We start from the raw sequence: 13,415 nt of genomic DNA on the forward strand, positions 1-13,415 counted from the left end.
TGTATAATTGTTTTAGATTTACTTAATTAATCCCACTTCTTTTAATACATTTCTACTTTTCTCATAACTTCCAGTGATTTCTTTTTGAAAATCTTCTGGTCCTGCATAAGCCGGATTTGCTCCACCTTTATTAATTTTGTCAATAACAGCTGGATCCTCCAATGCTTTTTTGAAAGCATCATGCAAAATATCTAAAACTTCCTTTGGTGTATCTTTAGGTGCTAATAGTCCATGGTAAACATCTACTGAAACTTTTTCGCTAGTCCAAGGGAAACCATCAAAGCCTTCTTTTTTATTACTGCCAATGTTAATTAACGGACGAACCTCACCAGATTCAACTAAAGCTCGTGGATTTTGAGCTTGAACGACTACACCCTGAACATGTCCACCTAACAATGCAGTCAGTGCTGGACCCGCACCATCGAACGGAACATGTTTTGCTTTAACTTTTTCATCCATTGATATAGCCTCCATCGCAATATGACCAGTTAGACCTGTACCTGCAGTACCATAAGTAAATTTCCCAGGATTCTTTTTCACATAAGCTAACCACTCATCATATGTTTCCCAAGGAGCATCTTCTTTGACAATAATTGCTTGCGGATTAGAAAGCACACGCATGATAGGTGCAAAACTATCGTGGGAATATGTTGCTTTTCCATAATTAGGCTGGATAGATAAGGCTCCTGTTGAAGTCATTAATAATGTATAGCCATCTGGTTTTGCATTTAATACTTGAGTATTTCCTACCGTACCTCCTCCGCCAGGCTTGTTAACTACTACTACTGCTTGCTTGTTTGGTAAATATTCGCTGACTTTGCTGGCTAATGCCCTTGCTGCCAGATCAGTCCCTCCGCCAGCATCATATGGCACAATAAGTTCTATTGGTTTCGTTGGGAAATCTGCATCTGCTTTACTCGTTGCAGCATTTCCAGTAGGTTTCGAACAGGCGCTTAAGATAATCATGGCAACTACAACTAAATACAATGAAATTTTTTTCATTTATTTCTCCTTCTTATATGAGATAGTTTGATAGCCAGAAAAAATAATATAACGCTTTCAATATTTGTTGAACACGGAGTTTATAAATTAATATTTTCTATTATCTATTTTCCTAATTCCCCCCTTCAATTAAATGCAAAACCGTAAAATAAGTGTAAATATTCTGATTTCTGATAGTAAAAATTTCATCCTACTTCATTTTACCAGCAAGAATTATGCCAAACTTAACCTCATCAAAATCCCTCAATTTTTCATCTAACTGTTTCGTTATTAAACAATCTGTATTTTAATCGTTCAAATTTTTAACCTAATATTAGTTTCATTTTCCTGTAAATTCAGGCTTTCGTTTCTCAATAAAGGACCTTACCCCTTCACTATAATCCAATGTCGTACGTAAAAATGTTTGGCTCATATTCTCCTTTTGAACAACCTCTTCGAAGGACAGCGATGATGAGCTATTAATAATGAATTTCGAATGGATAAACGCTTGCAGTGCACCACTCCTTAAATCCTCCGCCAATACAAGCGCTCTCTCCAAGGACTGATTTTTCTCAGCAATTTCATAGATGAATCCATAATCATAAGCTTCTTCAACCGGAATGGTGACTCCCTTCCAAATCCACTCTTTCGCCTTCCACTCTCCTACTTTTTTCGGGAGGTGATAAAGAAGACCTAAATCAGGAATTAAACCAACATTTTTAAATGATAAAGAAAACTTTGAACCTTCTTCTGCGATAATAAGATCTGAAGCTAACGCTAGACTCATCCCCGCTCCCGCTGCATATCCATGAACTGCGGAAATCACTAACTTTGGCATTCGACGGATTAATTCTACAATCTTAGCTGCTTGATCCATTCCTTGTTTAATCTCTAATGTCGTGAGTTTCTGTGCCATTCCCTTTAAATCCCCGCCAGCACAAAAAGATTTTCCTTTGCCTGCAAGAATGATAATATGGATCGACTCATCCTTTTCAACTTCTTGTAAAGTGAGTAATAGTTGTTCTTTTAATCCTCTGCTAAACGCATTTAATGTTTCAGGTTCATTTAAGTAAATTATTGCGTAATGATGATGCTTTTCCAAAATAACACAATCCAATAACAACACCTCCTATCATTTGATTTTCAGCTTTACTTTGATGAAAAATCCGTTCACACCAAAATTAGTCCTGATTACACTAATAATATAAGCAATAACTGTGCCAATTTAATACCTATTAAAATGAATCAAAAACGCTATTATCCTGTTCATTATAGTAACGTAACCCTTATCCTCCGTTCACATTTTTAACAATTAAGCATTTTCACTAAGCTTTTTCCATAACGTAGTACGGCTAATGCCCAATTTTTCTGCAACGACTGTTTTATTATGATCATTTAATTCCATCATTCTATCAATCACTTGTTTTTCAATCTCTTCCATGGTGCCAAATTGGACCATGATTGACTCGTTTGGATTTAACTGACTGTCTTCATCTTCTGTTTCGCTTAAAATGTCATTAATAAAGGCATTTTCTCCTTTAAATACCTGTACACCAAGCTGTATTCTTTCGATAATATTTTCAAGCTGCCTAATATTCCCTGGCCAGCTGTATGTCATAAAAAAGTTTTTTAGGCTATCAGAGAAATCTTCAAAGGAAAGTTTTGAACCCACCTTCTGTAAGAAGGAATTCACTAGAATCGGAATATCCTCCTTTCTGTATCGCAAAGCAGGAAGCCCCATATGAAGCACATTTAGTCTAAAATACAAATCAGCCCGAAACTTTCCTTCTTTTACTAAATCCCAAAGTTTACGATTTGTTGCTGCGACGACGCGAATATCAACGGGAATCACCCGATCACCGCCAATTCGCATGACTTCTCTTTCCTGAAGCACCCTTAATAATCTTGTTTGAATAAAATCAGGAATTTCTCCAATTTCATCAAGGAAAATTGTTCCTCCATGGGCCAATTCAAAGAAACCTTGTTTACCTCCCTTATTCGCACCAGTAAAGGCCCCTGCAACATACCCAAATAATTCACTTTCAATTAAATTTTCTGGCAGTGCTGCACAGTTAACAGCCACAAAAGGACCGTCCTTTCTGTTGCTGGCATTATGAATACCTTGGGCCATTAACTCCTTCCCCGTTCCGCTTTCTCCAATAATCAAAACAGTCGAATCCGTCAAGGCATATTCTTTGGCAAGATTAATGGCGAGTTCCATCTGCTCGCTTTTATGCCGAATATCTTCTAATGTAAAACGGGCTATTAACCCCTTTGAATGCAATTCTCTTCTTATCTCACTCTCTAATTTTTGAATCTTACTAATCTCTCGGCAAATAATAACCGTGCCAATCCGATCTAATCCAACAATAAGCGGTTCATAATTAACAATTAGATTTTGCAACCGGAAACTTCCATTGTCCGTATAAATCTTTTTTTCCCGCAACAGATTTGAGAGGAGGGGATTTCGTATTTCCTCAATTTTCTTCCCTGTAACAAATGATTCCTTTATCCCGAAAATTCTTTCGGCCGCAGGGTTAAAGGTTTCTATCTGACCCTCTTTTGATAGAAAGAGAATCCCTTCTTCTGTCACATTAATAACAGCCTTCATTCTTTCAGTCTCTTTTTTAATCAATATTCGGTCTTGCGCTACTTGACTAGCTAAGATTAATGTTCTTTTAATTGTTCTATCACTTGTAATAATGTTCATACTCTTCATTCCATAATTTTGAACAATTTCATGTGCCCGAATACCGCCACCCACTACTACTTCCATTCCCATTTCTTTTGCCCTTTTTATTTGTTTGACCAGCTCATCCCATGTATGATACGGCAATATCGTTACATCAAAGCCAACGATTTCATTTACTTGATCAAAATTAAAGGCAAAACCTTCTTCCGGGTATGTAATAAAACAAATTTTATCTCCGAAATCTTTTGCTCTTTTAAAAGAATCTAAGATATCATAATTACTAGAAGCACTATGAACAATAGGCAATTGGACTAATTTAGCAATTTCCTTAGCAGTCCCTGCCCGACTTATCACTACTTCAAATCCGCCCTGGGACACAAGTCCTTTTACTTCTTGGGCTGCTTCGTTTAAAATTCCCTCAACAACAGTTACTGAAAAGTTAAGTTCCTTCGCAATTCTTTCAATCTTAGCTGTCAACTCTGGATTCCCCGATGTCATAATCATCTTAGAATACATCTATAATTCCCCCGCTTTCTTATAATCTATTAAATGGTCTTTTTAATAGCAAAAAAATGGTAAACGTTCATATTTTAATCATACATGACAATAACTGAACAGTTAACAAAAAAGTAATAATATACCATTTCTTATTTTCACATAATATTATATAACCATCTAAAAATTAAACAGTGTTTGGTCTTTCAAAAGAAACCACAATATGATTTGGAACCTTTAAAGTATACAGAATTGAGTGAATTGGTATGCCCTATTTCATAAAAAGCGCACGGACATGTACTAGCAGGGGCAAAGGAGAAGATAATGACATACCTATTCCATCCATGTACTAATTTCAAGAAACTCTTTGTCAAAAGTTCCATGGAATAGCAGTTAATCAAAACAGTAAAAAGATTGCCTTCCTACTGGTCAAAGCCAAGTTAGGTCAACAATCTTTTTAATGAAATCTCTTATATATGAAATTTATGCAATCATCTAATCTATATTGGTGACTTAAATTAAATGTAATTTTAAAATAAAGTTTAATCAAAAGCATCTCACAAACCGGTATTTTGCGATAAATAAAAAGCATCTATTTTGAAAAGATTAATCAAAATGGATTCTTATCTAGTAGATTTAAATCTTATTTTTATAAAAAAGTTTGATTATTTCTGTGATTGTTATTCCATTAAAACGCCCTTTTCTGGAATAACTAAATATGCTCTTAATCATAAAATCAATTATTTCTTATTTCACTAAAGCTACCCTTTAGTTTAAGTGTAATTGTTCACAAACTTATTAATTAAATAGTTACATCTATTTTTTTTCAATCGCCATACGCAAGTTCGAGATAACTCCAATAAGCAATACTAACGAACAAACCATTTTTTCAAAAGGTGTTCCAAACAATTGTTGTATAAATCCAAAAGACCAAAGTACAACAAAAAACCAACATATAACGGTTATTCCTCTTTTGTATTTATATAGTTTAATTCTACCAACAATCAACGTAAAAACTACTCCAATAATAGAAATAACGATATTTATAACAGATATTGGTAGCTGTTCAGCGAATGATTCAGACCTTCCACCATTAACCCATATGAATGGAATACTTTTGCTTATAATAAGAAAGTGGATTAAGATAGTCAAAGAGTAAAAAATAATTCCCATAAATACAGCAGTTTTCATATTAATTTTCCTAAGTTTTTCTAAAATAAAATCACCTCATTTTTCTTCCTGTTTCAATTTTATTAATCCAGTAATATACTATTCCTATATCTCTTACCATCTGACAGGTAACTGAAAGCAAGATTTCGAAGAGTTATCAAAAATCACCATTATTCTTAAACAGAGCAAAAAACATCGGCTAGGTATTCTTGTTGAACTAAACTGCCCGTTAGCTTAATAACTTCCGCAAAAAGGGGACTTATCCTTCTTAAAGATAAGCACCCCTTTAACTTAATTCACCTATAACCATCCAACATTTATAACAAAATTTTAGTAAGAATAAACAAAAGAAAAGAATTTACTTTTTGGACTGATCAAGTGCTTGGTAAGCTACCTGGTACTTTCCTCCATCGGCAACTTCCGAATGGTACAAGGCCTTGAGGGCATTGTTTTTTTCAAGACCCATTTCTGCCTTCAGTTCTTTAAAGCGGGTATGCAGTTCTTTATTTTCCTTAATTAGTTGTTGCATTTGCGATTTTATGTACTTCAAAATATTTAGCTCCTTTCTGAATCTCTGAGTTTAGCCTAATTTTTTAAATAGAAATAACCTGTTTAAAAAGACCCCTAAATCGCTCCCGGTCTTCTGCTGTAAAAGGCTTTGGTCCCTTTGTTCGCTGTCCGCTTTTTCGAGCCATTGCACTTAAATAACGTGTTTGCAATAATTGGTCAATATTTTCATTTGTATAACTGAATCCTGTATGGTGGAGGACGATAATTCCTTTTGCTAAACCTAGCGACGCAAGACCATAATCTTGCGTCACAATAATATCTCCTTTTTCTACCAACTTCACAATCCGATAATCTGCAGCATCTGCTCCAGAATCAACATAAATGGTTTCCACTCCTGTTGGCTGTTCTGCATTAGAAAAATGAGAAAAGCTTGTAACAAGGATAACCGGGATTTCTAAATTCCTTGCTTCAGAAATAATAATATCTTTCACCGGACAAGCATCTGCATCCACATAAATTTTCATCCTTCTTCCTCCTGTTAAGAAGTTCGACTTACTATTTAACTGAATCTTTTTCAACTATAAAAGGGACTGGTGACTTTTATATAATAATATAAAGGAGTTCTTCTGCTGTATTTTTATCCTCATATTATACTTTATAGGATTTTTTGGCAATTGGTCGTCCAAGTTAAACGCCCAGAAAATAGGTTGTTAAATCATCTGCTTTTAGTTACAAGTCAACAAAGCATCTAGGATACCTTAGAAATAAATACTTGATTATACTGTCACACATTTTATAGGTGTAAAAGAAAAAGGATAGATGAACAGAATGATTACCTGTATACATTAAACTGCTTCGTTAGTGGAGCAAGAAAAAAAGGCTCTACTCCTTATTGAAGTAAAGCACCCTTTAGTTTAAGTAAAATTATTCGCAAATTACTCCTTTTTACAATAAAAGTAAACTGATTAGTTTGTTACTATTTATTTTTAAAAATTTCGCCCCCCATTTATTGATTAAATTGGCAACAGACGTCAAAGAATCAGAGGTAGGGAAATGAACTGGGCACTCAACCAAACATAGATATTCGTCATACATATAATATAAGGATTTTAATCAAACTTGTTAGACTTTGAGAGGAATGATGTAATGTTTCCGAAGAATACCTTTGATTATATTGTAATCGGTGCTGGAACTGCTGGTGGAGTAATTGCAAAAAAATTATCGGATGACATAACAAACTCTGTAATTGTCCTTGAACAAGGAACAAATATGGTTAAAGAGCTAAGTAGTCCTTCTGGTGCGGTATCAGGGATTTTGGCTTCTGATAATAGGCATTCCTTTAATATGTTTACAAATCCAGAGCCAAACATTGGGAATCAGCAGCTTAGAATATCAAGCGGTAGAACAATTGGTGGAAGCTCCGAACATAATGCCATGTATGCAGTACGGGGAAGCGGTGAACTTTATGATGAGTGGGCGCGCTTAGTTGGATCTCAGTGGAGTTATAACAATGTCAGTTCTTTATTCATAAAAAATGAAACATATACAGGAAATACTCAAGAACCCAAAGAACGCGGAAGAAGCGGACCCATTTTTGTCAGACAGCAAACTATTCCCAAGGATGGGCTAACCGTTACGTTAGCAAAAGCAGCATCAGATGTATTGAATATTCCCATTGTTGAGGATTACAATACCAGAATAAGGGATTGTACATTTTTCAAATCACAATTTTTAAATAAGGAAGTGAATGGACACTTCGTTCGTTCATCTACTGCTACAGGATATTTAAATAGAAAAATTGTCACACGAGGAAATGAGTTCCACCCAGATGAAGTTGGAGTTGGGAACAGGAATTTGTTTATTTTTTCCAAAACAACAGTTAATAAAATTCTATTCGAGGAAGATGGAACAATTCAAGTCGCCGTGGGCGTTGAATTTGTCAGAAACGGTAAAACAAATAGAGCATACGCTAAAAAGGGGATTATTATTTGTGCAGGTAATTTTTCCTCTGTTATTTTACAACGTTCTGGAATTGGGAACCCGGATGACCTGGCTAGAGCTGGTATTGATACACTTATAAGCAGCCCTAATGTAGGGCACAACTTTCAAGCCCATTTTACAATCGGAATGGGAGTGAGAGTTAATACCAAGCGAATTTTAGATCTCATGTCTGCAGATCCAGACAATCCATTTCCACTGGGTGCTTTTAAAGGAGACGGAAGAAGTGGAGGTCGCCGCCTACAAATATATGGATCCTCAACACCAACGTTTCTCCCTACTCAAGATGTACTTGCTAATAATTGGGGTTTTGATCCTAAAAAGAAGAGCAATATTATGAGCATTGGACTTTTTGACCTAAATCCAAAAAGCAGAGGAACTATATTGGCTGCACACAGCGACCCTGAAGCTTATCCTTCCATCGACCTTAATCCGCTTGGAGATCCTGATGACCTAGCTTTCATGGTTAATCAGTATATTGAGACCTATCACATTATGAAGAAAGCACGTGAACTCGACCCTGAAGGCATTTATAAAGTTGTTTACCCACCTGAAAAGATCTTTGAGATAAGCAATAAAGAAGAACAGCGTAAAAAATTAGAAAGTTACGTAAAGGCTTCATATCGCAATATCTTCCACTTTGGAGGTCAATGCAGGATGGGCAGAAGTATTCGTGACGGCGTTGTAGATGGATATCTGAATGTCTTTGGCACCAAGAACCTGAAAGTCGCCGATCTTTCTATCTCCCCCATTTTGCCAGACGGCAATACTACCATTCCGGCACAAATGATTGGATTAAATGCTGTTAAATTTATTCGGGACCAAAAATGAGTAAATGAAATCAGGCATAATTTAAGAATAAGCTAAATAACAAGAAGTCCATCTGTTATTAATAATGAAAAAGTCGTTTATTAGAAATAAAGAGTTGCGTTTTGAGTTGAGTTTCTCTAAATTTTTATCAAAAATCACATTCCTTTTATCATAGCTATTTAAAAAAAGCAAAACTCGCCATAGTATTGGTGAGTTTTTTATTCCGTAATTCTTGAACCTTTTTCTACTAACGTGGCAGTTATATACAGTATCAGCAAAAAACGTTGATGCGATGCACCTTCTATCAATGTTTATCTTATTCAACAAACCTGCCAGTTAGTCGAATAAGAAAAAGGATTGCCACAGCAACCCCATTGTTTAACATAAGCACCCGTTACTTTAATAAAGCATTTTTTAGATTTTTTGAATTCTCTTTATCTAATGTTCCATATCCTTCTTTTTCATTGTTGCTGATAATTTCTGCTGTTTCATTTTCGTTAAACCAAATTCGATATTCATAAAGTCTCTCTGGCACGTTTTCATCGTATGTGTAAAATAGAGTAGCGAAGATATCCTCTTTTCTCGCCATTGACACTTCTGTGTTAGGCTCCCATTTCACATGTTTTAAAGATTTACTTATCATATCGATTTTTTCTTGGGCTGTAATCATCACAACCTCTCCATCATTGCCTTCTTCATTCACTTGTTGAACATCCACTCTTGTTAATGGTTCTTCTTTGTCAGAACAAGCGACAAGTAACAAACTTGAAACAAATAAAAAGGTCAAACTGATGATTTTTTTCATCTTTAAACACCACCTCTTCTTAATTTTACTATATATGGTTATTGTGCTAACCTGTTTTGTTAGTGGAACAAGAAAAAGAGTTGCAGCAGCAACTCTAAAAGACTCATTGTTTAAGAAATACTCAACAATTTTAGTCAACTTGGATATTAACGTTGATGTCTTTTTGATTTGTTCCTTTGATACAAATAAATTGTTTGAAGTAATAAAATGATAATAAAAGCTAAATCAAAATAATCTGCATAATCCTTATATAAAAATCTGCCAATAACTATAATACCAAGTATAAATAAAAAATAAGAGTAAAGATTAGGTATCCTCCGCAAGATTAACACCATCCAAAAATCCATAATATATCTTAACAATAGCAATCTGACTTTATGTTTGCTAATTATTTTTTTCTTCCCAAACTTTCATTAAATTATTGTGAAATTCCTTTGGCTTTTCGATTAAAATCCAATCAATTGAATGTGCAGGTGTTGGCAGTAACTTCTTACGACGCATTCTTATTTTTTCGTGATTTGTATAGTGAGGGTAAATTACAGTAGCCTTTGAAAAACTGGTGGTACTACTTTTAAAAGATTGAATGTCTTCAATTTCATCCCAATAAACCTTATTTCCTTTTAAGTCGATTACAATTCCTTCATCATCCCAATAAAATCCTTTACCTTCATTTCTTTTTCGCCAAAGATAAATTGAAGAACCTATCGTGAAAGTTGAAAAAATAACCATCAAAATTGACACAATGGGGGCAGCCCTTAAAGCCATAATGGACAATATAAACAATAATATTCCTGCAACCATAAAAAACAATATTAATAGCAGAGATATTCTGTACAATCTTACTTGTCCCACAAAATAACAACACCTTTTTAAATTTCATTTATAGCTATTTCATCAGTTGTTCCTCTTCAATTAATCTGACCCGTTAGTCAAATAAGAAAAAGGATTGCCTAAACAACCCTCAATCCTCAACTCTTGCACTTGTTAGTGAAAGAAAAATATTACCTCATACATCTCTCTCCATATTTATATTTCACCTTGTAACGCATTCGAATTCACAAATGCTTACTTTAACAATCGAACTAACGTTTTTTAATGCTTGTAAAATAGGCTCTGTTAAACAATAATAATGTTGATATTTAAGACATAAAAAATAGACCATCATTTCGATGGTCTTCTTCAACTAAAGCACCCGTTAGCCATCCATGAAGCGCAAAAATCAGCGCTTCACCACAGAGAATGAAAATGGATATCCCTGTCTATACTGTTTCTACGGCTGGCGAAGAAGGTCGATACACTATGGTGCCATAGAGCCCATCCGTTAGTCTGACTCCAACGATCTCGGTGCATCACAGACTGTTGCGCCCTTTATGGGTAGCACTTATGGGAGATTAATCCTTTTTTTGATTGGTTGCACCAGCCCTGCCTTTACTCTAACGAGAAGGATGATGCTTTTACTTTTCAATCCAACTCTATAATGATACTACTCAGAGGCTCAGCCTTTTTTAAAAAGGGTTTTTAATGGGTCCATTTTGTTATGCTTATTTTCAGTTTTTTAGCTTTTTTAATTTTCATGGGAGTTTAAGTACAATACTTCACAATTTTATTTTACACCATCGTAAACTTAATACCTTTTTGTTATGGGATTCAAATAGACGCATTCCTTATTGAAGAATTGTGCCTGATTGTTGAAGAGCGTTTTTTTAACTAAAGCCCTGTAATTATATTCAAAGTAAAACCCGAAAAATGTTGTTTTCACACCAATTCTCGGGTTTTTGTGTATTCCTAAATTTTCATTTAGAAAGGTTTTTTGTTTAGTTAGTTTATATGGTTAGGAACCATTGTTAAAAATTTGATTCATTTTTATCGAGGAATATTTATTTAGTCGCAAATACTTTTGCGAATGTAGTTGCTTCTGCTTTCGCTCTTTCTTCTAATTCCTCACGTGAATAAATTGATGAACCTTGTACACGGAAAATGTCTAAATCCTCAATACCAAAGAAGTTAAACATCGATTTTAAATATTTATAAGAATATTCCACCTCTGTATACCAATCATTATTTGTATAAACCCCACCACTACCTTGAATGATTAGCATACTACGACCATCTTTTAAAAGACCAACAGAGCCGTTTTCGGTATATTTAAATGTTTCCTTCGCAATAAAGATATTGTCCATATAATCCTTTAATTTTGAAGGGATATTAAAGTTATGGAGTGGATAAACGATTATATATTTTTGTGCTGATTTGAATTGCTGTAATATTTCCGTCATACGTGCAAGAGTTTGTGCTTCTTCAGTAGTTAATTCTTTACCAGCAGCTTGCTTTTCCCAAGCAGAAAATACTGTTCTTGATAATGGTGGAATTTCTACATCATATAGTGAAATTGTTTCAATAATTTCATCCTCAGCTTTTAGTTTATTATATGTGTTTAAAAAATGCTGTAAGCCCATTAACGCAACGGAAGATGTTGAATCTGAGATGGGATGGGCGTTAATGATTAATGTTTTTTTCAAGTTGTTCACCTCTAAAATATTATAGACAACTTTTATCGCGGATAATTATTGTCTATAATTAAAATATACCTACATCAATGTTATGTCAATAAAAAGACTTCTCGTGTTATGATGGAAAAGTGAGGTGATTTGAGCGTGAAATATAGTGTAACAGTAGAATATACAATGCATAGTTTAGTATATTTATTACAAAGTGAACAGAAACAGCCCATTGGAATAAAAGATTTAGCAGCATTTCAAGGGTTATCAGAAACGTATTTATCAAAAGCTTTCAGTAAATTAGCGAAAGCAGGGATTGTCGTGTCTGTATCAGGCGTAAAAGGTGGCTATATTTTAGCAAAAGAACCTGAAGACATCTCTTTTTGGGATGTGATTCGTGCTATTGAGGGACCGAAGCCGATTTTTCAGTGTCAAAATATATTAAAATCGAATCAGTTATATAAAGACGATGAAACTTGTCAATCTTGCACAACAAATACTACCTGTACAATTAATCAGGTTATGCTAGAAGCTGAAAGCGTGATGAAAGACTTTTTAAAAATGAAAACATTGTCGTGGCTTTCAGAAGAATTAGGGCGTGTATTATCGAAAGAAACGATTGAAAAATCCAAAGCGTTTTTTAACTAGAAATAAACGTATATCTCCGTGAAAGCAGCATATTAAATTATGCTGCTTTATTTTGTTAAAAAACATACTTTTATTCCACAATAGTAGAACAGAACTTGTCGCGCTGGCCCGATTGTTGAACAAAAAATATACACCACTCTTCAACTAACCTGCCCGTTACTTCAATAAGAAAAAGCGATCCTGTGCTATTAAAGCATCGCACCCGTTACTTGAAGAATAACTTTATGAATTTGTAGTGAATTTCAAATGTTTATCACCTAAGATAATAATGTTTATATTCCATCTTGGGTGCATAACTAAATTGTTGTTTTCATCAAATTCTAAAGCCATATGAATTTCATCATCCTCAGTTGTAAGAATAACCATTCTTTTATTTTTAATATCTATATACGGTTTTAAACCGTCTGCCATTTCGATTTTCCAATCAAAAAAGTTCATCATTTGCCTCCATTTACTAATTATATCAATACTACCTATAAGAATATTTTAGCCAGTTCTTCTTTCACTAACCTGCATTCGTTAGTGCAAGAAGTGACTGTTCTTCTTGAACTAACGCCCTCGATAGTTTATTTTTTTCTTATTTTAAATAATTTTTTCTTGTTCCATATCTCTTCCGGTAAATGAATTTTCTTAAATCAACATCTTTTAAATTACCGTCATAACACAAAAAGAGTAAAGATTGAAACTTCTTAAAATTCTCCATGACAAAAAGAGCGAATTCTTTTCGTTCGCTCTTCATTTTCATTTTTACTTCTTCTTTTGAAAGGATGTCGTCAAGTTGGTCTTGGTAATAGGCTTTCGTATCTTC

Annotated in this window: 12 protein-coding genes and 1 pseudogene; 2 read left to right on the forward strand and 11 right to left on the reverse strand. The window is 34.3% G+C overall.

Annotated elements, in window-relative coordinates; translation table 11 throughout:
• Nucleotides 1-18: 18 nt before the first annotated feature.
• The 6 genes from V7068_RS03570 to V7068_RS03595 form a co-directional block, all read right to left on the reverse strand.
• Nucleotides 19-1,002 (reverse strand): Bug family tripartite tricarboxylate transporter substrate binding protein, encoded by a 984-nt coding sequence (locus V7068_RS03570; protein WP_499711093.1) that lies wholly within the window; start codon nucleotides 1,000-1,002, stop codon nucleotides 19-21.
• A 319-nt stretch (nucleotides 1,003-1,321) separates the two neighbouring features.
• The gene (locus V7068_RS03575) at nucleotides 1,322-2,098 is read right to left on the reverse strand and encodes an enoyl-CoA hydratase/isomerase family protein (protein ID WP_499711094.1); all 777 of its coding nucleotides are present in this window, start codon (nucleotides 2,096-2,098) and stop codon (nucleotides 1,322-1,324) included.
• A 195-nt stretch (nucleotides 2,099-2,293) separates the two neighbouring features.
• The gene (locus V7068_RS03580; RefSeq protein WP_499711096.1) at nucleotides 2,294-4,189 is read right to left on the reverse strand and encodes a sigma 54-interacting transcriptional regulator; all 1,896 of its coding nucleotides are present in this window, start codon (nucleotides 4,187-4,189) and stop codon (nucleotides 2,294-2,296) included.
• A 795-nt stretch (nucleotides 4,190-4,984) separates the two neighbouring features.
• Complete coding sequence (locus V7068_RS03585; protein ID WP_499711099.1) at nucleotides 4,985-5,359, reverse strand: hypothetical protein; 375 nt, start codon at nucleotides 5,357-5,359, stop codon at nucleotides 4,985-4,987.
• Nucleotides 5,360-5,696: 337 nt separating this feature from the next.
• The gene (locus V7068_RS03590; protein WP_127759209.1) at nucleotides 5,697-5,888 is read right to left on the reverse strand and encodes a hypothetical protein; all 192 of its coding nucleotides are present in this window, start codon (nucleotides 5,886-5,888) and stop codon (nucleotides 5,697-5,699) included.
• 43 nt (nucleotides 5,889-5,931) lie between these two features.
• On the reverse strand, nucleotides 5,932-6,372 hold the full coding sequence (locus V7068_RS03595; protein WP_127759208.1) for a YaiI/YqxD family protein: 441 nt from the start codon (nucleotides 6,370-6,372) through the stop codon (nucleotides 5,932-5,934).
• A 622-nt stretch (nucleotides 6,373-6,994) separates the two neighbouring features.
• On the opposite strand from V7068_RS03595, the gene V7068_RS03600 reads away from it, so the two are divergent.
• Nucleotides 6,995-8,677, forward strand: coding sequence for a GMC family oxidoreductase (locus tag V7068_RS03600; protein ID WP_499711102.1), 1,683 nt, complete (start codon nucleotides 6,995-6,997; stop codon nucleotides 8,675-8,677).
• Between the two features lie 373 nt (nucleotides 8,678-9,050).
• Here V7068_RS03600 and V7068_RS03605 read toward each other — a convergent pair whose 3' ends face one another.
• The 3 genes from V7068_RS03605 to V7068_RS03615 form a co-directional block, all read right to left on the reverse strand.
• Nucleotides 9,051-9,461 (reverse strand): putative periplasmic lipoprotein, encoded by a 411-nt coding sequence (locus tag V7068_RS03605; protein ID WP_499711104.1) that lies wholly within the window; start codon nucleotides 9,459-9,461, stop codon nucleotides 9,051-9,053.
• Between the two features lie 384 nt (nucleotides 9,462-9,845).
• The gene (locus tag V7068_RS03610; protein WP_375348733.1) at nucleotides 9,846-10,313 is read right to left on the reverse strand and encodes a hypothetical protein; all 468 of its coding nucleotides are present in this window, start codon (nucleotides 10,311-10,313) and stop codon (nucleotides 9,846-9,848) included.
• A gap of 1,025 nt (nucleotides 10,314-11,338) precedes the next feature.
• Nucleotides 11,339-11,980, reverse strand: a complete 642-nt coding sequence (locus V7068_RS03615) for an FMN-dependent NADH-azoreductase (RefSeq protein ID WP_499711106.1) — start codon at nucleotides 11,978-11,980, stop codon at nucleotides 11,339-11,341.
• A gap of 135 nt (nucleotides 11,981-12,115) precedes the next feature.
• Here V7068_RS03615 and V7068_RS03620 point away from each other — a divergent pair, with 135 nt between their 5' ends.
• A complete protein-coding gene (locus V7068_RS03620) occupies nucleotides 12,116-12,607 on the forward strand; it encodes an RrF2 family transcriptional regulator (RefSeq protein ID WP_499711108.1) in 492 nt (163 codons plus the stop codon).
• 222 nt (nucleotides 12,608-12,829) lie between these two features.
• Here the strand turns inward: V7068_RS03620 and V7068_RS03625 are convergent, their stop codons facing one another.
• On the reverse strand, nucleotides 12,830-13,045 hold the full coding sequence (locus V7068_RS03625; protein ID WP_499711109.1) for a hypothetical protein: 216 nt from the start codon (nucleotides 13,043-13,045) through the stop codon (nucleotides 12,830-12,832).
• A 139-nt stretch (nucleotides 13,046-13,184) separates the two neighbouring features.
• Nucleotides 13,185-13,415: pseudogene (locus V7068_RS03630) on the reverse strand (hypothetical protein); the annotation flags it as partial.

The sequence above is a fragment of the Bacillus sp. JJ634 genome (assembly GCF_036962285.1).
Lineage (GTDB): Bacteria > Bacillota > Bacilli > Bacillales > DSM-1321 > Peribacillus > Peribacillus asahii_A.

Excerpts from the sequence above, each read along its gene's own strand:
- V7068_RS03570 (WP_499711093.1), bottom strand. The coding sequence starts at position 1,002 with ATGAAAAAAATTTCATTGTATTTAGTTGTAGTTGCCATGATTATCTTA.
- V7068_RS03580 (WP_499711096.1), bottom strand. The coding sequence starts at position 4,189 with ATGTATTCTAAGATGATTATGACATCGGGGAATCCAGAGTTGACAGCT.
- V7068_RS03585 (WP_499711099.1), bottom strand. The coding sequence starts at position 5,359 with ATGAAAACTGCTGTATTTATGGGAATTATTTTTTACTCTTTGACTATC.
- V7068_RS03595 (WP_127759208.1), bottom strand. The coding sequence starts at position 6,372 with ATGAAAATTTATGTGGATGCAGATGCTTGTCCGGTGAAAGATATTATT.
- V7068_RS03600 (WP_499711102.1), top strand. The coding sequence starts at position 6,995 with ATGTTTCCGAAGAATACCTTTGATTATATTGTAATCGGTGCTGGAACT.
- V7068_RS03605 (WP_499711104.1), bottom strand. The coding sequence starts at position 9,461 with ATGAAAAAAATCATCAGTTTGACCTTTTTATTTGTTTCAAGTTTGTTA.
- V7068_RS03625 (WP_499711109.1), bottom strand. The coding sequence starts at position 13,045 with ATGAACTTTTTTGATTGGAAAATCGAAATGGCAGACGGTTTAAAACCG.